Source organism: Amorphoplanes digitatis, from assembly GCF_014205335.1.
Taxonomy (GTDB): Bacteria; Actinomycetota; Actinomycetes; order Mycobacteriales; family Micromonosporaceae; genus Actinoplanes; species Actinoplanes digitatus.
The window spans coordinates 2,417,028-2,436,442 of sequence record NZ_JACHNH010000001.1 but is presented as its reverse complement, the minus strand read 5'-3'; the positions used below and the strand labels follow the sequence as shown (position 1 = coordinate 2,436,442).

The window sequence follows — 19,415 nt, the reverse complement described above, 5'->3', positions numbered from 1 at the left end:
ATGGCTGCCGCTGCGAAGGCCCGAGAGACACGGCTCACGCGAGAGGGCATCCTGGACGCCGCGTTGAGGATGGTCGACGCCGACGGCGTCGAGGCATTGAGCATGCGAAAACTCGCCGCCGAACTCGACGTCAATCCGATGTCGCTCTACCACCACGTCGACAACAAGGCGGCCCTGCTCGATGGTCTGACACGGATGGTCACCGAAGGTGCGCGCGACGTAGTCGTCGGACCCGGCACCTGGCAGGAACAGCTTTTCCAGCTCGCGCACCAGTTCCGCGCGCTCAGCCTCGGCCACCGCAACCTCATCCGGTACGCCTTCAGCAGCGACGACTTCGTGCAGCGCGGCGGTCCGATGTGGTGCTCGCTCTGCGCGATCCTGCGCACCGCGGGGCTTGACGAACCGGAGTCGGAGCGGGTCGGCGCGGTGCTCGCCGCGCTGGTCGGTGGGCTGCTGCTGACCGAGGTGAACGGGACGATGCGCCGGCTGATCGGCGACGACGACTCCGACGACACCGGATTCTCCATGGCCGTGTGGCTGCTGATCGACGGCGTGGCCGCCCGGCGCTGACCGTCACGACGCGTTTACTCAGGGTTCGTCACCGGACGAATGCCCAGAGTTTCAGCTCGACGCCGTCGCGGCAGGCCAGGAACTCGCTGGTCCACGAGCAGCCGCCGGCGGTGCGCGGCAGCGTGCCGATGGTGGTCTGGCGGCCGTCGCGGGCGGCAACGGCCACCAGCCGGTAGCCGCCGGTGTCCGGGATCGGGACCAGCACCAGCAGGTTCTGGTCGTCGATCCAGCCGCCACTGCCGTTCGCACCGGCCTGGAACAGGACCCGGCCGTTCAGGTCGTACAGGGCCGTGCCGCCGATGCCGGATACGAGCACCCGCCAGCCCCGCGCCGAGCCGGAGAAGGCCGGGCCCGGCGCCGCCACCGACCAGCCGACCTGCCCACTCGCCAGGTCCATCGACTGGAGGGTGTCACCGCGGACGTTGTCGTCGCCGGACAGGCAGAGCTGTCTCGTCCCGCACGGGAAGAAGGAGCGCAGGTGGCCGGCCTGGAGCGAGTACACGACCCGGGTCGCCCCGGTGGCCGCGTCGACCGCGAGCAGCCGGGACGGCCTGTCGCTGTAGCCGGTGTTGTCGTAGATGTACGCCACCCCGTCGTACGCCGCGAACCCGGTCAGCTGCTTCGGCCGGACCGTCGTCGCCACCGATCGCGAGACGTCACCCGTACGCATGTCCCGGAACAGCACCCGGCCGCCCAGCGTGATCTGGACCAGGCGGCCGTCGCTCGTCTGGATCGAGCGGACGTTGCGTGCCGGCTCGGCCGTACCCGGGATGACGCCGGCCGAATGCTTCGGCCGGTCCGCCTCTCCGGCCGGAACCGCCGACCAGAGCTTCTTCCCGGTCCGCAGGTCGAACCCCTCGGTCAGGCCGGCCTCGTTGACCCGGACCAGCGTCCGCTCGTCGACCACCACGTCTCCGTTGGGCGGGTCGGTGGTCGCCCAGAGCTTCTTCCCGGTGTCCGGATCGAGGATGCGCAGGGCCGATCCCTCGGCGACCAGGAGTACGCCGGGCAGCGCGATCACCCCGTTGGTCTCGAACCCGGCCATCCGCCCGGCGCTCCAGATCTTCCTCCCGGTACGCCCGTCGACCGCGATCACCTCACTGGTGTCGTCGATGCTCCCGGAGGCCACGTAGACGCGGTCGCCGACCGCCGCGATGCCGGCGAACATGCTCTTGTTGGCCGGGCCGTAGATGTGCAGCGGCGTGCCGATCGGGTTGAGCCCGCGGACCGTGTCCGCAGGCAGGACCGGCTCCGCGTGCCGCTCGCGCCGCCAGTTGGCGGCACCCAGTCCCGCGACGACCAGCAGCACCGCGGCGGTCGCCGCGACCAGGGCGCGGTTGCGGACGCGGCGGGCGCCGATCCGGCGCGGCACCGAGGCGTCCGCGAGCGGAAGCAGGTCGGCCTGGCGGCCGAACTCCGTGAACAGTTCGTCGATGTCAACCGGCATGGCGGGCTCCTTCCGGGAGATCGTCGGTGGTGGTCGCGCCGAGCGCGGCGGCCAGGCCGGCCCGGCCGCGGGAGAGCCAGGACTTGACCGTGCCGGTCGAGGCACCGGTCTCCACGGCGATCTCGGCGACCGAAAGATCCAGCAGGTAGTGCAGGGCGAGAGCGCGGCGATGCGTGGCCGGTAGCGTGCGCATCGCCTCGACGAGCAGCACGGTGTTCTCCGACGGCGGTGGCATCGGCGCCGGTGGGCGTTCGGCGGCGCTGCGGGCGCGGTGGACCAGCAGCCGCCGCCACCGGTCCGAGCAGAGCCGGTTGACCACGAGGCGCAGCCAGGCCTCGGGATCCTGGTAGCCGGAGAGTCGCCGCCAGCGCTGCCACGCCCGCGCGTACGTCTCCTGCACCAGGTCCTGCGCCTCGGCCGGGTCGCCGGTCAGGCCGTACGCGTACCGCAGCAGCCGCCGTGAGGTGTCCCGGTAGAAGGCGTCGAAGTCGTTCTCCGCCGGCTCGTTCACCGGGCGAATCGCCAGACACGCAGCTCGGACGGCTGGTCGGCGGCGGGGCTGACCGCGCAGGCCAGCAACGCGGAATCCAGCGCGCAGCTGCCGAGCCGGCCCGCGATCGTGGCCAGCTCGGTCTTCCGGCCGGTCCCGGTGGAGACGGCGGAGAGCGTGACCTGCTCGTCCCCGTACACCTGCCAGAGCACGTCGCGGTCGTCGATCCACCAGGCGGCGGCGCGTTCGGCCAGCAGCAGGCGGCCGCTGGTGTCGAAAAGCTCCGAGGTGGCCACATCGGAGATCAGCACGCCGCTGGTGCGGCCGTCCGCGGCGGCGGGGACCTGGAACCGCGCCATCGCCGTGGTGACGGTGGTGCCCTTGGCGATGTCGATCAGCACCGCGGCGGTCTCGCTCTTGAAGTCGTCATACACGCCCAGGCAGATCCGGTCCGCCCCGCACGGGCCGAACTTGCGTGACTCCAGCTCGATCGGTCGCGAGTACAGGACGCGTGCCTTGCCGCCGCCGTTCAGATCGGTGACCCGCAGCTGCCACGGGTTGCCGTCGTTGTCCTGAAAGGCGGTGAAGACCCGTCCCCGGTAGGCACTCACCGAGGTGGCGCCGGGCAGGCCGGCCTCGACGGTCCGGAGCACCTTTCCGGTACGCATCTCCCGCACCCGGACCCGGCCGCCCTTAGTCACCTGCACCATGTCGTCGTCGGCGATGGTGATCCGAGCCATGCCGAACGAGACCCGCACCTCGTCGTAGTCGCCGGTCTGCATGCCCAGGCTGTGCACCGGGCGATCGGCCCCGGCCCCGGCGGACCACAGCCTCCGCCCGCTGGCCAGGTCGTATCCCTCGGCCGCGCCGGTCCGGAACACCCGCACCAGGGTCTCGCCGTCCACGACCAGTTCGTCGTTCGGTTCCCAGTCGAGGGTCCAGCGCAGCTTGCCGGTGGCCGGGTCGAGGACGTGAACCAGTCCCTCCACCTTGAGCAGCAGGCCACCGGGAAAGGCGATCGGACCGCCGTAGTCCCAGAACGCGCCGTACTTCGCCGACGTCCAGAGCTTCCGGCCGGTCCTGGCGTCGACGGCGACCACCCACGAGCCGGCGATGTCGTCGTCCGCGGCGGCATAGACCCGCCCGTCCGCGGTGACCGCCTGCGACCAGCGGCGTCCCTTCTCGGCCGGGATCGGGTCGCCGACCGGGGTCATCCCGCGCACTCCGGCCGCCGCCTCGGCGGCGGCCGCGCGCACATCCGGACCCCGGCCCTGATATTGCCGCCAGCCGGCCGCCCCCGTGGCGGCCGTGACGGCCAGCACCGCGGCGGCTGTCGCTACGACTGTTGCTCTGCGTCTCGTCATCTCATCGCATTCTCAAGAGAAGTCGCTCAATGAGAGACACGGGATGCCCACCCGGCCGGTTGCGCCGCGAGGTGAATCAACCCGGGCGCATCCCTGAGGCGCCGTCAGGCGGTGGCCAGGACCGGCCCGAGCGCCAGCAGGCGGGCGAGCAGTGCCGCCAGCTCGGCGAGGAGGGCAAGGACGGTGACCTCGAGCAACGCCGCGACGGCGAACACCAGGATGGCCAACAGCGTCAGACACAGCGCCACGGTGCCCAGATACTCCAGGATCTCCTTGGTCGCCGCCTCCACGCCGCGGACACCCTGCTGGAGGGAGCGCAGGAGTTTCCGGTTGAACAGCGAGGCGAGCGCGGCCAGCGCGGCCGCCACGGCCACCTTGGCTTCGGGTTCCAGTTCGTACGTGACGTAGCCGATGACGCCGGGGAAGATCGTCACGGCGGCGAAGACACAACGGTGCTCGGGCAGTACCCCGATCGTTCCCGGTTGCCAGGTGCCCGGACCGCAGTCCCAGTCCGGCGCCATGCTGCGGACCATCGGATCGTAGTTCCACTTGCGCAGGTAGTAGCCGTAGACCTCGTCGAACGCGCGCCGCGCGTCGTGCATCGGCTTGATCTCGAACCAACCCCAGTCGTCGTCGGGGTCGGTTCCCGTCGCCTTGGTGTGCAGGTCCGCGATGTCGGGTTGGACACGCCGGCGGGAGACCGGATTGCGCATGGCCAGCCAGAAGCACAACAGCCGATCCATGTTGACGGACGGGGTGAGGATGGCGCCGGTGGCGTCCCAGATCTCCGACACAGTCAGTTCGCGTTCGCCGACACCGGTGAACCGCACCCGGCCGTCGATCACGACGAGGTGATCCGGGTGTTCCCTCGCATAGCGAGCGAGGATCTCGCGGTGCACCTCACGGCCGATTTCGGCATTGTTCGGCGCCCGTCCACCGGGGATGCTCATCAGGATGTGCTCGGTCAGCATTCCCATCAGCGGTACGGACTGCAACGGGCCTTCCTCGGCATCCTTGGTGCCGTCAAGCTGCGGCACATCCGCCGGCCAGTTGGCGGTGGCCGCCACCATCGCCGCCCGAAGGTTCTCGCCGATCGCCTCCGCCACCGCGTGAGCGGCGTCGGTCGCGGTGACGGCACCCTGGATCTTCAGGATCCAGCGGACGTACATCTCGGGGTCGATCAGCGGAGCGCACATCTCCAGCAGGCCGGTGATCCCTGAGGTCAGCGGTGCCGTGTCCGCCGGCGTCAGAGGAGGCAGTCCCGGCGGGAGCGTTCCGGCACCCATGAGCGCGGTGACCACGGTCGCGGCGAAGTCCTGCACCGTCATCTGGCCGGGGCCGGCGGGCTGCCCTTCGGGCACGAGGAACTCCTCGCCCGGCTCGGGGGCGGCGGCACCGAGGTCCGAGACCACGGTCATGATGTCCGCGATCGCGGGCCGCAGGCGTTCGGCGAGCTGATCCGGGTCCAGGGTGTCGACGCCCTTCGCGATGAGCTCCGTGATGGAGTCGAGGACGGATGTCGCCCAGCTCTGGACCTGCTCGGCGAGATCGGCGGACTGTACGGGCATGGCGACCCCCTCAGGGAGCATCGGGTGCGAGCACACACCAGATGGACTGCACATGTTGTGGGGTGGTCCGCTCGTCCTGTCCTGCCATCGGCACCGCACAGACGGCCGCGGTGATGGTCAGGAATCCCGGCCGGTTCGAGACGATCATGGCGCAGGACAGGTCGGCCGGTGGCGGCAACGCTTGCGCGGTCAATCCCGACAGTTCCGAGATCGGCAGCACGACGGTGTCGCCCCAGCCGGGCAGCCTGTCGACGGCCGCGCGCCGGGGGCCGGTGCCGGCGCGTTCGAGCAGCGCGCCGCGACTCGCCGTCACGACGGACATGTCGGCCGCGGTCACGAAGGACGGCGAGGAACGCATCTGGGCCGGCAGGAAGTCAGCGGCGACAAACGACGCCGGCGCGCCGGGCGCCTCGGCCAGCAGCCGCTCGATCGGATCCGACTCGGCGGTCGAGACCGCCGGGGCGACGATGTGGACCTGTTGCTGCGCGCGCCGGGTCAGCAACGGCAGCAGCGAAGGACCGACCACGTCGCCGGGCAGTGATTCCAACCGCGGCGGATCGGGCCGTGGCAGGGCAAGGATGTGCTGGCGGGTCAGCCTCAGCGCGCCCGCGACGATCAGTGGATGGGGCGACGGCTGGCTCGCGTCCACCACAATGCGCAGCCGAAACCGCAGCCTGTTCTGTCCCTCCAGGGTCCAGATCCGCTCATCGAGGTGGATCGGCCAGCCGCCGACCTCCAGCCGGACCTGTGTGCTCGCATTGGTCACGAACTCGCGGTTCGCTCCGGTGAGGACGATGTCGACGGTGTGACCGGTGGCGATGACATCGCCGTCGGCCACTCCGTCGATCGTGACGCGCAGCGGCGCGCCGGTCGGGCGCTGCCGCGCGGCAAGAGAACGACGAAGGTCGGTGACCTGTTGCCTGATCGCCGCGCTGCCGGATTGCAGCGCGGCCACCCGCTTGCTCAACGCGGCCTGCTCGACAGCGCGGTAGTGAATCTGCCGGATCGTGTCCTGGACATCGGCCCTGCCCAGCGCGGCATTCGCCACCTCGGTGGACAGCTCGGCGTGGCTCATCGTGGCGCTGCCGGGTCCGAGCTGAATCGTCACTCCGGCCTGATCCGGGTCGCCCAGCGCACGCTGCCGGACGAACTGCCCCAACTGGCCGAGGTCACCACCGCTGCCGGTGTCCAGGATCCCGAGGTCCTGTGCGACGACGATCGCGCTGGTCACCAACGCATCGGCGACATCGTCGAGTGCGCCCTGGATGAGGTCGACGATCCAGTCGGCGCCGTCGAAGAACTGGTCGTACAGCTCGGGAAACGCCAGCCCCCAGCCGCCGGTGCTCACCACCCACACCGGCCACAGCAGATCCTTGACGACGCCGAGCACCGAGTGCACGACGTCGGCCAGGTCGTGCACCAACGCCTTGAGGTCCTCGCCGAACGCCAGCAGCTCTTCGGCCGATACGCGACCGCGTTCGAGCAGGTCCGCGATCAGGTTCACCGCGTCCGTACCCGCCTGCTCCAGGTCGTCGGCCGTCCTGGCCATCGCGGCACCGACGGCCTTGGCGTCGTTGAACAGGGTGACGAGCGGCAGCGGGCCCTGCTCCGCGGCGATCAGCGCACTCATCCGCAGCGACGGCGGGATCATCCGAAGTGCGAGTTCGTGGCTGTCCACGAACATGGCCTCGAGCAGTCCGGCGCGCAGTTCCGCATCGCCGACCCGGGCCGCGTCGCCGCCGACGAGCCGCGCCAACTCGGCGCGCCGCTCGAGCGCCGGCTCGGGCAGCAGGACGAACGCGTTCATCAGCTTGAGGGCGCTGTCGAAGCCGACCGATTCCACGATCGAGACGATCTCGGCGGTTTCGCGCAATGCCGCACTGACGATGGTCTCGTTGATCCGGAAAATGAGACCGAAGCGGTTGGCCACGGCGAAGAAATCCGCGTACGCCGGGTCGGCGCGATCGACCGCATCGGCGAGTGCGCGGAGCTGAACGGCGCCCTGCCGGAAGTACGGCCTGAGCACGCTGTCGGACACCCGGATGACGAGCGGCCCGAAGAGCTGGGTCAGCAGCACATCGAGTTGATCCCGTAGCCGTTGCGCGTCGGCGGCGGTGAGGTCGCCGGCGACGAGGGCCGGCAGCGCCAGCGCGGCGACCTCCAGCAGCGGCCGGATGAAGGTCGCCACGTCGCGCAACTCGCCCGGCGGGAGGCTGTCGACCCACGGCCCCACCTGCGCGTCGAGCGCCGCCACCAGGCCGGCGAGCACGTCCTGGGCGAGCCGGCGCGCGGCGTCGGCGTCCTGCGTCGCCGCGCCGATGTCCCACAGCCAACCCACCAGCGCCTCGGTATCGGTGCTCAGGGCGGCCGCGAGCACACCGAGCCGGCCCCGAACCTCCGCATCCAGCCCACCGAGGCCGGCGGTGATGTACTCGACGAGCTCCGCCGGTGCCGGCGCGGTGTCATCCGCCGGCACCTGGCGCAGCAGCCGATGCACGTGCCGGCTCAGCGGCGCCGGGAAGTCGCCCACCGGGCCACCTCCCAGCACCGACAGCAGGATGGCGGCGCCGGCGGCGGCCAACGTCACGGCATCCAGCACCGGCGTCAACGGATCGCCGGCGGAACCGTCGCTCAGCTCACCCAGCGAGCCACACAGGTCGATGAAGACCGGCAACACGTCGAGCGGGACGGCAGCGCCGGTGAAGCCCGCCAGGATCGTCCGAGCCTCACCCAGCACCCGGGACGCGGTTGCGTGCGCCGCCGGCGACAGCGGCCGATCGACCGCCGCGAGGATCGCGGTCGCGGCCTGCCCCAGGGCGGCGGTCACCACCGTGGACATGACCAGGTCGAGACCGCTGCCACGCAGTTGCGCCAGAAACGCGGGGATCAGACCGTCGAGTTCGTCGCCGGCCGCGGCGGCGTCCGTCGTGTCCTTCGGTACGCCGAGCTGCGCACCGAGCGCCACCGCCGCGGACGCCGCCAGCGGGAGGACGATGTCCAGCAGGGTGGTGATGGTTCGCTGGTGTGCCGGGATCAGCTCGGCGACCTGTGCCAGAACCTCGCGCACCAGCGCGTCCAACACGTCGCCGGCGTCCGGGAACTCGATGTCGACGTTGCCGACGACGCCCGCGCCGAAGACCCAGGCATAGCCGTACTGGAACTCGACGGCGTACCCCGACCGGTGATTGTTCCTGCTGGTGGGCAGGACGCTGCCGGCGGCCATCAGCCGGGCCTGCGCCTTGACGGCGAAGTACGCCTCGGCGCTGACGCCGGCATGGATCTCCGCCTTGCGCAGGATCACCGAGGCCGGCCGGAACAGAGCCGGCGGAAGTTGCACCGCCATCGCCGCCATGAGCGCGGCGCCGTCCAACCCGATGTCGCCACGGATCCGCGCCCGCGCCTCGGCGACCAGGGCGACCTCGGCGAACAGCCCGTAGACGTCCAACTGCGCCGCGAAGGCCGCTCGACCCGCCGCGGCGAGCTGGGCGTGCAGCGAAGCGGTGAACCCCGGTGTCGCGCCGAGGGTCGCGTCCAGGCTCGTCGATATCTCGGCCTTGGCCTCGGCGCGCACGCCGCGGCGCAGGTCGAACTGTCCCTCGGCGGAGGCGAGCGCGCGGGCACCCATCCGGGCGGCGAGCGGACCGCGGTCGTACGTGACGAGCTCCGTGTCTGCCTCGACCATCGGGCACCCCCGCATCACGAGACACCCGCAGGACCCGCAACGCAACCGAGTAATCCTCCGCTGCGCCGTCCCGCTGCACGTCTACTTGCCCTGACCTGCTCAGATGATTGGCATGATCGAGAACATCGAATCGCGCCTCGTCGAGCTTGCCGGGCTGCTCCGGGAGGCCGAGTCGCTCAGGGGCCGGCACGCCGAGCTGGACCGGCGGCACGCCGAGCTCGCGGCCGCCGTGGCCGAGCTGCGGCAGAGCTGGGCCGGCGAGCTCCGCGACGTCGAGCGGCTGGAGAGCGTTTCGCTGTCCCGGGTCCTGGCCGCACTGCGCGGCGCGTACGCCGAGGAGATGTCCCGCGAGCAGGCGGAGGCGGACGCGGCCCGCTACCGGGTCGCCGAGGGGGAGAGCCGGCTGGCCGCGATCCAGGCGGAACGCGAGGCGGTCGAGGCTCGGCTGACCGCCCTGGCCGATGTGCCGGCCCGGTTCGCCGCGGCCATCGACGACAAGGAGCGCCACCTGCTCGGCAACGGCGGTCCCCAGGTCGCCCGCCTGCTGGCGCTGGCCGAGGAACGCGGCCGGGCCGAGGCGGAGCTGCGCGAACTCCACGAGGCGGGCATGGCGGCCGATGCCGCGCTCGGCGCCCTGGGCGAGCTGCGACGTCAGCTCGGTCTGGCGTCCAGCCGCCAGACGACCGACAACCTGCTCGGCGGGGCGCTGTCCGTGGCCCGGCCAAGCTGGCTCGACGGCGTGGGCTGGGCGGCTTCGAACGCCGACCGCTGCCTGGCCATGCTGCACATCGAGCTGACCGACGTGGGTCTGGCGCAGCCGCTCGGCAACGTCCCGCGCGCGATCGCGCGACCGGACGGCCTGCAAGCGGTGTTCTTCTCCAACATGCTCATCCGCGAGCAGCTCACCCGGGCGAGCCGCGACGCGGACGCGTCGCTCCAGCTGGTCGCCGGGGTACGCCGGGACGTCGCCCTGCGCGCCGAGGCGGTCCGCACCCGCTGGAGCGCGCTGCAAAGCGAACGTCATCACCTCATGACGACCTGACCACCGGCACCGGCCGCCGGTGGTCTGAGGGCCAGCCGCTCGGAGGGCACGCTGCGTGCGGTCTCCACACTCCTGCAAGATCCGTACCCGGGTTGGGACACCCAGGACGCTCAGGTCCAGGGGCGGAGCCCTACCTCGGAGGCGCCCAGGTCAGCGACCGTCGGATCTGCGGCGGCTGGCTCGTACGTGCGGCGACGACCGCGTCGCCCACGATGAGCGCACCATCCGCAGCCGGCACGGCACGCTTTCCCGGCCGAACAGGCGTACGATTGAGGCATCCCGGAATCGACGACATCTCTGAGGTGCCCGCCACACCGGCCCACTCCAGGGGATGTCATGTCCGACGACCAGATTCGCACTCCCACCGCGCCTGTTGACCCCACGGCTTCAGCCTCGACGTCGCAGGCTTCGACCGGCTCGCCGACGGGTCAGGTTCCCCGCACTCGCGCCGGCTCGGCGTGGTTCGGCATCTGTGCCGCCGCATTGCTTTCCGTGGTACTGATCATCTTCATCGGGCAGAACACCGGCAACGTGCAGGTCAACTTCCTGGGCATGGAGGGCAGCCTGCCGCTGGCCCTGGCGCTTCTTATCGCCGCTGTCGGCACCGCGATCCTGATCATGGCGGTCGGCACGGTCCGCATCGCCCAGCTACGCCGCCGCCTGTCCCACCAGCGCTAGACCCGCGCCTCCGCGGCTCCGCGTCGATGTCGCGGGCCTACACGTTCCGGAACCGGCACCCTGGACTCGACATCTCAGGTCCGGCACTGGTTCCGGCACCACACGCACCAGCCCGCTGCCGGTTTCGATGCCGTTGACATCGGCAGCGGTGGAAGGAGCCGACAATGAAAGCCGCGACCGGCACCACACACATGACCATCGCCTCGGCGGCGCCACCGTCCGTCCCGCGGCTGCGCCTGGAACCCACCGGCTCCCGACGCGCCCTGCTCGACGGCGCCTGGTGGCCGCGCGGCACCGATCCCGCCGCAGAACTGCCCGGCCTGGTCCTGGCCATCGACAAGCTACGCGGCCCGGTCATCCGGCTCGTACTGACGGCAGCGGGCTGGGACAGCCACCCCAGCCGTCTCACCGTGAACGGCAGGGTTCTACGGCTGGGCTACTTCACCAGCCAGCCGCTCTGCCTGCTGACCGCGATCTGCGCCGACAACGAGCGCGTCGATCTGCTCGTCGTCGCACCCGGCACCGGCAGCGACACCGCCGCAGCGGCGATGACAATGGCTGCCACCACCACCAACCTCGTCCACGCCCAGGACATCCTCCTCGCGGTCGGCACACCGGCCCTCCGAGCAGCGGTCGACAACGCGCCCGAGGACGCTTGGGAAACCGACGGCGGTCGGACGGGTCCCGCCCCAGCCCCGGCAGAGCACAGGGGTGCTCAAGCCAGCCGGGGTTGATCGGTGATCTGGACGAGGACCTGCGCAACGCCTCGCGGGTGTTCCTGCCGGCGGCCGTGCAGTTGGCCGCGAGATCCTGGCGTTCAGGGAGAGTCGGCCATTGCACGTTGTGCCGGCGCTAACGCACCGAGGCCCGCCCCTCGAGGAGACGGATTACGCCTGCGAACGTGCAGGTGCCGCATCCGTACAGGGGCGGGCCCGGCCTGAATTCACCGCGGTCATCCATCGACCACCCCGTCCCACTCGCTTGCTGACCCCCTTTGATGAGGGCTCGTTCACTATCCACATCGGCCGCAGGCGCCAAGATCTGAGGGAAACACCTCCGTCGGCTCAGAATCACCGCCGGTCGCCGCGGCCCGTCGATCAGCTCGCTTCGAGCGGGCACTGTTCGCGACGGGCGAGCTGGTAGGTCACTGCTTGGCCACTGTGAGCAGGACGGCACTGTCCTCGAGCGCTTCGAGTGCGTGCCGGGCGTCCGGGATGATCAGAAGGTCGCCGGTCTCGCCTTCCGCCGCGGTGTCGCCGGCGGTGAGGCGGACCCGGCCATACAGTACGTGCAGAGTCGCCTCGCCCGGGTTCTCGTGGTCGTCGAGTCTTTGGCCGTTGGTCAACGCGATGAGGGTCTGCCGGAGCGTGCGCGCATGCCCGCCGTACACGGTGTGGGCACTGCGACCGCTGGTCGCGTCGCGGGCCAGCGACAGGTGTTCCCGGATCAATGCTGTCAACGAGGTGCGCTCCATGGCGGATGCCTTTCTGTAGCCGACCGGGGCGCTGGACTGAACCCGCCAACCGTACGCGGCCCAGGCCCTGTTCTTCACGCGATCGGCCGACGGAGTCGACGGTACGCAGACCGGTCAGCGCTGCCGGGAACACCCGGTTCCGTCCGGTGAATGGGGGTGGTGGGGGCAGGAGTTTCGTGGCCGTCGGCGATGTTGACCATCGCGCTCACGTTCCTTCGCAGTTGGTCGTGACGCATGTTCCGCGGCGCGTCGAACGCCGCCACGGACGAAGCAGAAACCGACACCACTCATCGGCCGGTGCGGGCGCCCCGATTGACAGATCGGTCGGCTCGGAACGGCACCCGGCTGAGGGCCAATTCGACGGCGGCGGGCACACAGCCACCGGGGTCTCGAGCGACAGGTCACACCGTACGCGCATTTCCGTGGCCGGCATCGCCGGGCGCCGCCGCGGCGAGCAGGCGTAGGGTCGAGGTGTCGCTCTGGACCCCGGTGGCTGACAGTTGGCCGTTGTGGGCACGTCGATGTCCTTCGCCGCCGCAGCGATCACCGATCGGAAAGGCGGCGGTTCACGGCTACCCGTGGCTGATCCACCGGCTCACGTACCGGCGCACCAACCACCTCGTCGTCGACGTCATCGACCGAATCCCCGGCCTCGGCGGGCGGGCCGCCCTCCTGCGGCAGCAGATGGTCGACAAAACGCGACGAACACCGCGCCTACGTCCGCCGTACCGGCGAGGACCTGCCCGAAATCCGCGACTGGACCTGGCCGCGTACGCCGTGACGGGTCCGCTCCACGCTCAGCTCCAGGAGGACGCCATCATGACCGCTGCCGCAGCACCCCGAACCGTCGACGCGGAGGCTAGGGCACTGTCCAACGCCGCTACCATCGCCGGCAAGGCCCCGTCGATCCACAACACCCAGCCGTGGCGCTGGCGCATCACCAGCACCGAGCTCGACCTGTACCTCGATCGCAGCCGTGGCCTCGAGGTCACCGACCCCGACTCCCGCCTCGCCGTCCTGAGCTGCGGCGCCGCGCTGCATCACGCCCTCGTCAGCCTCGCCGCCGCCGGCTGGCACACCCTCATCGCGTACCTGCCGGACCTCACCCGCCCGGACCATCTCGCCCAGCTCCGCCTCGACCACCGGATCCCGGTCACCCCTTCGGCGATCCGCCACCTGCGGACCATCGGCCTGCGGCACACCGACCGCCGCCCCACCCCGCATAAGCCGGTCGACGCCGATCAGCTGCGGTCCATCGTCTCGGCCGTCGAGTCGGCCGGCGCCGGAATTCACCTGCTGCGCCCTGACCAGGTGTACGACCTGGCAACCGCCGCCGACCACGCACAGCGCACCGAGGTCGACGAGGCATCCTGGCAGGCAGAACTCGGGTACTGGACCGGCGGTACCCGGCCACTCGGTAGCGGCATTCCGGATTCCGCGATCCCGGACCAGGCGCCGCGGACGACCGTGCCCGGCCGCGACTTCGGCCACCGCGGCGACCTACCCGTCTCCGAGGCCCACGATCGGGCCGCCGTGTTCGGGATCCTCTACGGACCCGAGGACGGCACGCTCGGCTGGCTACGCGCCGGCGAAGCCCTCTCCGCCGCCTGGCTCACCGCCGCCGAACACGGTGTCTCCGTCCTGCCACTCAGCGCCACCATCGAGGTGGCCGCCACCCGCGAGTGCCTGCGGCACCTGCTGGCCGACCTCGGCCACCCGCACCTGGTGCTGCGCTTCGGCGCGCCCGACCCTGCCGACGGTGCTCCCCCGCATACGCCGCGGCTACCCACCAGCCAGATCATCGAACGGGTCTGAGCGATCCACGACGAGGCGAACAGGCGACCGCGGTCCGGCCTCTCGTTCGGCTGCGTCCGCCGTGGCGTCGGCGTGCCGGGTCAGTGCTCGGTCAGGGCGGCCAGCCTGTCCGGGTGATCGAGCATGTCCTGGGCGACCTCGGTCAGCTTGCGGTTGGTGCGGCGGGCGTAACCACGCAGTGCGGTGAATGCCGCGTCGACGGAGATGCCGTGTGCCTGCGCGATCGCCCCCTTGGCCTGCTCGATGACGATCCGGCTGTTGAGGGCGCCCTGCAACTGCTCGGTGAGCAACTCACCGCGCCGGATGGCCCGCTCCTGCAACAGCCCGATCGCGGCCACATCAGTGAGGGCCTGCACTATCTGCACGTCCGCTTCGTCGAAGTTGCCGCCCACCGTGTTGCCGAAGACGTTCAACGCACCGATGACCTCGCGGCGCACCCGCATCGGGAACGCGTGCACGGAGCGGAAACCGGCGGCGAGGGCGTGCCGGGTGAAGTCGGGCCAGTGCTGCCCCGCACCCTGGAGATCCGCGTTGAGCACCGGCTGTCCGGTACGGAACGCGTCGTAGCACGGGCCCTCGCTGGCCTGAACCTGGAAGATCTCCAGGATCCGGGCCCGCTCGTCCGAGGCGGCCATGAACTGCAATCGGCCGCGCTGATCGACAAGCAGCAGACCGACCGCGGACGCGCCGACCAGGGCCGCGGTGCGCACCGTGAGCATGTGCAGGAAGTCCAGCAGGTCGAAATCGTCGACCAAGGTGTCGGCGACCTCGACGAAGATCGTCGAAAGCCGTTCGGCGGATACCGTGCTCATTGGTGCCTCCCAGGCATCCGACATCTTGTCACGCCATTCACTCAGTCCCGGTCGAACCGCAGGTCACGCCCGATGATGTCGCGAGCGACATCGATCAGACGACGATTCTCCGCGTACGCGTGCGCACGGATCAGTGCCATCGCTTCCGCGAGCGTCCCGCCGGCCTGAATCATCACCATGCCCTGTGCCTGAAACAATTCGACCGGACCGGCCGTCGCCTCACCGCTCGACCAGTCGTCGCCGCCCCGCACCTGGTCATTGAGCAGGATCGTGACCGCCTCGTCGGCGAGGTCGAAAGCGCGGCCCAACTCGGGGCCGGACAGCGAGCCCGGCTCGGCCCGGAACAAGTCCAGCACGCCCAGCCGCGCGGCACCGACCTGTAGCGGGAAGGCGAAGATGGCGCGGATTCCGGCGGCCAGCACCGCGTCGGCGTACCCCGGCCAGCGGGTGGGTCCATCTAGGCCCAGGTCGGCGATCAGCACCGGCCGGCGGGCGGCCGCGGCGTCGATACATGGGCCTTCGCCGAGGACGAGCTGCAGCTCTTCCAGGCGTTCGCTGGCCGGATCCGCGGCGGCGAGCAGGCTGAACTGGTTGTCCCGGGCGACCACGGACAGGCCGGCGCCCGAGGCGGGCAGGGAGATGACCGCGCGTTCGCACAGCCGGCACAGCCGGGTGACGACCGGATCAGCCGGCTCCGGAACCATCGACACGCAGATCACCGCCGGGCAGCAGACCGCCGACTGGGATGCACCTGAAGTCACCCACGGCGCCGCGCATGGCCGCACCCTTCACCGGAAGGAGGCTGCCGGGTCCGGGGCAGCGGAACGTCAGCGTGTCGCTGACCCGGTCACCCTACCGCAGAGCAGCGGGCGCAACCCCGCCCCGCCCCACCCGGCGTCGCGGGTGGCCGGAACCGACCACGACCGCGCCGGTCAGCTGCCTGACCCACGCGGATTGCCCTCTGTACCAGGGAATGTCGAGGGATGCCTGGGCGCGTGCATGCCTCCCGATCGCGGTTTGTGGACAGGCCGGCGGGGTGCCGGGGGCTTCGGTCAGACGCAGACCAGGAGGTCGACGGACTGGGTCACGTTCCTGGCAGTGGATCCGATCGGGGATCCAGGTACGGATCTGGTCGCTACGAGCAGCGTCTGGTCGAACCGGGCGGTGAGGATGTCGAGTAGCCCGGTCAGGTCGAGGACTCGACGGACGATGGGCTGTGGGTTCGTGATCCGCAGTTGGCATCCCGTGCGGGCGGCGGTCTTGCCGGCGGCGACGAGGACGGCGAGTCCGGCACAATCCATGAAGGTGACCTTGGCGAGGTCAACTTCGATTCGCTCGGGAAGTTGCGCGGACAACACGGCGAGCAGTCCGGCGTGCAGTGCGCCGGCGGTCGACAGGTCGATCTCTCCGGCCACGGCGACCCGGACGGTGCCCGGCCTGACGTTCCTGGTGTCGATGCACAACTGCGCCGACGGGGTCAGCGACGAAAGTGGGGTGAACATGGTTCCTCCAGCCCAACGGCTTTGTCCAGACAGCAAATACGAGGTGGGCGGGCAGGGTCTGGACCCGTGGCCGAGGAGGCAACGGCCCGAAGGTGACGGGCGTTGCGGGCTCGACAAGGTGCGGACAAGGGTGGCGGTGCCCCGGGCAGATCCCCCCGCCCGGGGCACCATTCACCCCCGACCCCCAGAAACGAACCGATGAAATGCGGACCGACATGCCGGCCAGGCAGCGGCTGCCTCCCCGGCCTTCCTGCGGCGCAGACCGCCGGACGAACGCTCAACCACCCCCGAAGGGCCGGTGGCATCGTCGGCCTGGATGGCGTCCCGCAGCTCCTCGGGAAGAGAGCGGCCCACACCAGGCACCCGAATGTCCGGCATGGACATCGCCGCTACGGCGGGCCGACGCGGCGGCCACCGACCTGGCGAACCCGCTGACGTGGCAGGCTGCGAGCGCCACACCGCGGAGAAACGGCGGTGGCCATGTTGACACCAGGCCGCAGCCATGCCGGCAACGATCGACGACCGTGTGGACCAGCTCATGGTCGACCCCTCCAATGGCTGCGAGTCCGTAACGCCTGCAGGACTACGCCACCGGGGACCGGAGTGACGTGCTCACACTACGCCCCACCATCCCGGCCGGACACCAATTCGCCATCCTCGATCAAACGACGTCCCCCGGCCTATGCGCCAAACACGGCGCGTTCGCCCGCGTCCGCGAGTCGGCAGAGCCTCGACGCGGCATCACGGTCGCAACGGAACGGAGGTGGGAGCTCGTCACTCGTTCGTGGCGCCCCTACTGTGCGGGTCGGTGATGTCGTAGCGTTTCGGTGGCGCGAGACCCATGCTTGCGGCTGTCGTCCCAGACCCCGGCGGCGCACGTCTTCACGTCGCCCCCGGGAGTTCGGAGTCAGCTTTGACTCATCGCAGTCCTCTCTGCCTGGCCTGCCCTCTGCATGGATCCTCGTCATCCAGCCCGTGCGGCGGCCCGGCGCAACTACGGTGGCTGATTCGCCGGATCGCCGACGACGACCGCGGTGCGTTCGCCGAGTTGTTCGACCAAATCTCGGGCCTGGTGTTGCCCAGTCTGCGTGGTCAGGTGTCGGACCGGCATCGGGTCGCGGGCGTTCTCGCGGGCACCTTCATCGAGGTGTGGTGGCTCGCCGGATGCCATGTCGATCCGGACACCGACGTCTTGGCGTGGATCGACGAGATCGTCCAGAGACGCGTCGCGGACAGCCGGCCAGCCACCCCGTCGTCGGCGGACCCCACCTCGCCCGACCGGGGCGTACTCGGCGCACTGTGGGCGCACAGCATCGAGGTTGAGCTCGCCGGATTACTCAGACGGCGCCACTCCCCACCCCCGTAGGGCGCCTCGCGGACAGAAACATGCTGGTGGCGACTCTCGATTGCATACTGTCCGAACAGCGCAGATGCCAATGCCGCTGGCCGGACCCGTCGCCTCCTGGGCCGATCGGGTGATCAGGCACCCACCCATGACCGGGGCCCTAGGCTCTACTCCATGACGACCCTTGCCGGCCGCACGATCGCGGCCCTGCGCAGCGAGCACGACACCCTCGCGAGCACGGTCCCCGCGCTCACCACCGCGCAGCTCACCGGCCCGTCCGGCGCCGCCGAATGGACCGTCGCCGACGTGCTCTCGCACCTGGGGAGCGGCGCCGAGATCACGCTCGCCGACTTCCGCGCGTCGCTGGGCGAGGCGGAGCCGCCCGCGCCGGGCTTCAACCAGAGCGTCTGGGACCGGTGGAACGCCCTGAGCCCGCAGGACCAGGCCGCCGGCTCGCTCGGCTCCGACGCCGCGCTGGTCACCGCCCTCGAAGCCGTACCCGAGGAACGCCACGACGAGCTCAAGGTCAAGCCCGGCTTCCTGCCCGAGCCGCTACCCCTCGCGTCGTTCGCCGCGATGCGGCTCAGCGAGGTGGTCCAGCACGGCTGGGACGTCCGCGTCGGCACCGACCCGGCCGCGGCCCTCGCCGAACCCGCGGCCCTGCTGCTCGCCGAGCACTTCAGCGGCGGCCTCGGCTTCCTGCTCGGCTTCATCGCCAAGCCGGAAGCGGTACGCGAGCACGCCGTGATCGAGATCAGCGGGACGCCCTACCGCATCGTCGTCGACGACCGGATCCGGCTGACCGCCGAAGCCCTGCCGGCGACCGCGACCTTCGCCGGGCCGGTGGAGTCCGCGGTGCGGCTGCTCGCCGGGCGGCTGACCCCGAAGCACACCCCGCCCGGCGTCGAGGTCACCGGCAACGTCTCGCTCGACGAGCTGCGCGCCGTCTTCCCCGGCTTCTGACCGACCGCCCTCAGCGACCCGCGAGCGCCGACCCGGCCGCGGTGGCCTGCTCGTGGGCTTCCTTCTTCATCAGCGCGGCGGTCTCGGTGAACGCGTCCAGCGCCGGGTTGACCCCGACCAGGGTGAACTCGCGCTCGACCACGGTCAGCTCGGCGCCCCACACGTCGGCGAGGATCCGGCGCAGGAAGTCCGTGCTGTGGTCCCAGCCCTCGCGCGGGGTGCCCGCGCCGTATGCGCCGCCGCGGGTGGTGACCAGCACGACCGGCTTGCCGTCGAGCAGCTTCTCGCCCTTGGCGCCGCCGGCGATGGCCAGGTCCAGCCAGATCTTGAGGTGCTGCGAGACGCCGAAGTTGTAGAGCGGCGCGGCGATCACGACGTGGTCTGCGGCGCGCAGTTCGGCGGTCAGGCCGGCGGCGAGCGCGACGGCCGAGCGCTGCGCGTCGCTGCGCTGGTCCTCCGGCGTGTATCCGGCGCCGACCGCGGTCGCCCAGGCGTCGGCGGGCAGCGGCTCGGCACCCAGGTGCCGGCTCACGACGGCTTCGCCGGGGCGCTCGGCACTCCAGGCGGCGAGCACCAGGTCGGCCAGCTCGCTGCTGGCGGAGCGCGGGCCGAGGATGCTGGCGTCGATACGCAGAAGGGTCACGGGGAGCTCCTCGTCGAGAT

General features: G+C 70.8%; 17 protein-coding genes and 1 pseudogene. 8 read left to right on the top strand and 10 right to left on the bottom strand.

The window, feature by feature from the left end; all coding sequences use genetic code 11:
* Positions 1–570, top strand: a complete 570-nt coding sequence (locus BJ971_RS10595) for a TetR/AcrR family transcriptional regulator (RefSeq protein WP_184992035.1) — start codon at positions 1–3, stop codon at positions 568–570.
* 28 nt (positions 571–598) lie between these two features.
* On the opposite strand, the gene BJ971_RS10590 is transcribed toward BJ971_RS10595, so the two are convergent.
* The 5 genes from BJ971_RS10590 to BJ971_RS10570 all read right to left on the bottom strand — a co-directional run bounded on the left by BJ971_RS10590 (position 599) and on the right by BJ971_RS10570 (position 9,121).
* Positions 599–2,017, bottom strand: coding sequence for an outer membrane protein assembly factor BamB family protein (locus tag BJ971_RS10590; protein WP_184992033.1), 1,419 nt, complete (start codon positions 2,015–2,017; stop codon positions 599–601).
* A complete protein-coding gene (locus BJ971_RS10585; protein ID WP_184992031.1) occupies positions 2,007–2,528 on the bottom strand; it encodes a SigE family RNA polymerase sigma factor in 522 nt (173 codons plus the stop codon). The genes BJ971_RS10590 and BJ971_RS10585 overlap by 11 nt, the downstream gene beginning before the upstream one ends.
* On the bottom strand, positions 2,525–3,871 hold the full coding sequence (locus BJ971_RS10580) for an outer membrane protein assembly factor BamB family protein (protein ID WP_184992029.1): 1,347 nt from the start codon (positions 3,869–3,871) through the stop codon (positions 2,525–2,527). The genes BJ971_RS10585 and BJ971_RS10580 overlap by 4 nt, the downstream gene beginning before the upstream one ends.
* A gap of 104 nt (positions 3,872–3,975) precedes the next feature.
* Positions 3,976–5,439: a hypothetical protein gene (locus BJ971_RS10575; protein WP_184992027.1), complete on the bottom strand. Its 1,464-nt coding sequence runs from the start codon at positions 5,437–5,439 to the stop codon at positions 3,976–3,978.
* A 10-nt stretch (positions 5,440–5,449) separates the two neighbouring features.
* Positions 5,450–9,121, bottom strand: a complete 3,672-nt coding sequence (locus BJ971_RS10570) for a hypothetical protein (RefSeq protein WP_184992025.1) — start codon at positions 9,119–9,121, stop codon at positions 5,450–5,452.
* A gap of 112 nt (positions 9,122–9,233) precedes the next feature.
* Between BJ971_RS10570 and BJ971_RS10565 the strand changes: the two genes are divergently transcribed.
* The 3 genes from BJ971_RS10565 (at position 9,234) to BJ971_RS10555 (ending at position 11,575) form a co-directional block, all read left to right on the top strand.
* Positions 9,234–10,163, top strand: a complete 930-nt coding sequence (locus tag BJ971_RS10565; protein WP_184992023.1) for a hypothetical protein — start codon at positions 9,234–9,236, stop codon at positions 10,161–10,163.
* Positions 10,164–10,499: 336 nt separating this feature from the next.
* The gene (locus tag BJ971_RS10560) at positions 10,500–10,841 is read left to right on the top strand and encodes a LapA family protein (protein ID WP_184992021.1); all 342 of its coding nucleotides are present in this window, start codon (positions 10,500–10,502) and stop codon (positions 10,839–10,841) included.
* 164 nt (positions 10,842–11,005) lie between these two features.
* Positions 11,006–11,575 carry a DUF5994 family protein gene (locus BJ971_RS10555; protein ID WP_184992018.1) on the top strand — a complete coding sequence of 190 codons (570 nt, stop codon included), beginning with the start codon at positions 11,006–11,008 and terminating at the stop codon, positions 11,573–11,575.
* Positions 11,576–11,985: 410 nt separating this feature from the next.
* Here BJ971_RS10555 and BJ971_RS10550 read toward each other — a convergent pair whose 3' ends face one another.
* On the bottom strand, positions 11,986–12,315 hold the full coding sequence (locus tag BJ971_RS10550; protein ID WP_184992016.1) for a cupin domain-containing protein: 330 nt from the start codon (positions 12,313–12,315) through the stop codon (positions 11,986–11,988).
* Positions 12,316–12,876: 561 nt separating this feature from the next.
* Between BJ971_RS10550 and BJ971_RS42630 the strand changes: the two are divergent.
* Positions 12,877–13,096, top strand: a pseudogene (locus BJ971_RS42630) (phosphoketolase family protein); the annotation flags it as partial.
* Between the two features lie 38 nt (positions 13,097–13,134).
* Positions 13,135–14,130, top strand: a complete 996-nt coding sequence (locus BJ971_RS10545; protein ID WP_184992014.1) for an Acg family FMN-binding oxidoreductase — start codon at positions 13,135–13,137, stop codon at positions 14,128–14,130.
* 80 nt (positions 14,131–14,210) lie between these two features.
* Here the strand turns inward: BJ971_RS10545 and BJ971_RS10540 are convergent, their stop codons facing one another.
* The 3 genes from BJ971_RS10540 to BJ971_RS10530 form a co-directional block, all read right to left on the bottom strand.
* On the bottom strand, positions 14,211–14,942 hold the full coding sequence (locus tag BJ971_RS10540) for a GAF and ANTAR domain-containing protein (protein WP_184992012.1): 732 nt from the start codon (positions 14,940–14,942) through the stop codon (positions 14,211–14,213).
* 41 nt (positions 14,943–14,983) lie between these two features.
* Positions 14,984–15,646, bottom strand: a complete 663-nt coding sequence (locus BJ971_RS10535) for a GAF and ANTAR domain-containing protein (RefSeq protein WP_184998776.1) — start codon at positions 15,644–15,646, stop codon at positions 14,984–14,986.
* Between the two features lie 348 nt (positions 15,647–15,994).
* Positions 15,995–16,444 carry an STAS domain-containing protein gene (locus tag BJ971_RS10530; protein WP_184992010.1) on the bottom strand — a complete coding sequence of 150 codons (450 nt, stop codon included), beginning with the start codon at positions 16,442–16,444 and terminating at the stop codon, positions 15,995–15,997.
* A gap of 913 nt (positions 16,445–17,357) precedes the next feature.
* On the opposite strand from BJ971_RS10530, the gene BJ971_RS10525 reads away from it, so the two are divergent.
* Together BJ971_RS10525 and BJ971_RS10520 are read left to right on the top strand one after the other, a co-directional pair.
* Positions 17,358–17,810: a sigma-70 family RNA polymerase sigma factor gene (locus tag BJ971_RS10525; RefSeq protein WP_184992008.1), complete on the top strand. Its 453-nt coding sequence runs from the start codon at positions 17,358–17,360 to the stop codon at positions 17,808–17,810.
* A gap of 153 nt (positions 17,811–17,963) precedes the next feature.
* Positions 17,964–18,752, top strand: a complete 789-nt coding sequence (locus BJ971_RS10520; protein ID WP_184992006.1) for a maleylpyruvate isomerase N-terminal domain-containing protein — start codon at positions 17,964–17,966, stop codon at positions 18,750–18,752.
* A 10-nt stretch (positions 18,753–18,762) separates the two neighbouring features.
* Here the strand turns inward: BJ971_RS10520 and BJ971_RS10515 are convergent, their stop codons facing one another.
* On the bottom strand, positions 18,763–19,395 hold the full coding sequence (locus BJ971_RS10515) for an FMN-dependent NADH-azoreductase (protein ID WP_184992004.1): 633 nt from the start codon (positions 19,393–19,395) through the stop codon (positions 18,763–18,765).
* Positions 19,396–19,415: the final 20 nt, after the last annotated feature.

What these genes read in the sequence shown, in the direction of transcription:
- BJ971_RS10595 (WP_184992035.1), top strand. Translation starts at nt 1, where the DNA reads ATGGCTGCCGCTGCGAAGGCCCGAGAGACACGGCTCACGCGAGAGGGC.
- BJ971_RS10590 (WP_184992033.1), bottom strand. Translation starts at nt 2,017, where the DNA reads ATGCCGGTTGACATCGACGAACTGTTCACGGAGTTCGGCCGCCAGGCC.
- BJ971_RS10580 (WP_184992029.1), bottom strand. Translation starts at nt 3,871, where the DNA reads ATGACGAGACGCAGAGCAACAGTCGTAGCGACAGCCGCCGCGGTGCTG.
- BJ971_RS10575 (WP_184992027.1), bottom strand. Translation starts at nt 5,439, where the DNA reads ATGCCCGTACAGTCCGCCGATCTCGCCGAGCAGGTCCAGAGCTGGGCG.
- BJ971_RS10570 (WP_184992025.1), bottom strand. Translation starts at nt 9,121, where the DNA reads ATGGTCGAGGCAGACACGGAGCTCGTCACGTACGACCGCGGTCCGCTC.
- BJ971_RS10565 (WP_184992023.1), top strand. Translation starts at nt 9,234, where the DNA reads ATGATCGAGAACATCGAATCGCGCCTCGTCGAGCTTGCCGGGCTGCTC.
- BJ971_RS10560 (WP_184992021.1), top strand. Translation starts at nt 10,500, where the DNA reads ATGTCCGACGACCAGATTCGCACTCCCACCGCGCCTGTTGACCCCACG.
- BJ971_RS10555 (WP_184992018.1), top strand. Translation starts at nt 11,006, where the DNA reads ATGAAAGCCGCGACCGGCACCACACACATGACCATCGCCTCGGCGGCG.
- BJ971_RS10550 (WP_184992016.1), bottom strand. Translation starts at nt 12,315, where the DNA reads ATGGAGCGCACCTCGTTGACAGCATTGATCCGGGAACACCTGTCGCTG.
- BJ971_RS10545 (WP_184992014.1), top strand. Translation starts at nt 13,135, where the DNA reads ATGACCGCTGCCGCAGCACCCCGAACCGTCGACGCGGAGGCTAGGGCA.
- BJ971_RS10540 (WP_184992012.1), bottom strand. Translation starts at nt 14,942, where the DNA reads ATGAGCACGGTATCCGCCGAACGGCTTTCGACGATCTTCGTCGAGGTC.
- BJ971_RS10535 (WP_184998776.1), bottom strand. Translation starts at nt 15,646, where the DNA reads ATGGTTCCGGAGCCGGCTGATCCGGTCGTCACCCGGCTGTGCCGGCTG.
- BJ971_RS10530 (WP_184992010.1), bottom strand. Translation starts at nt 16,444, where the DNA reads ATGTTCACCCCACTTTCGTCGCTGACCCCGTCGGCGCAGTTGTGCATC.
- BJ971_RS10520 (WP_184992006.1), top strand. Translation starts at nt 17,964, where the DNA reads ATGACGACCCTTGCCGGCCGCACGATCGCGGCCCTGCGCAGCGAGCAC.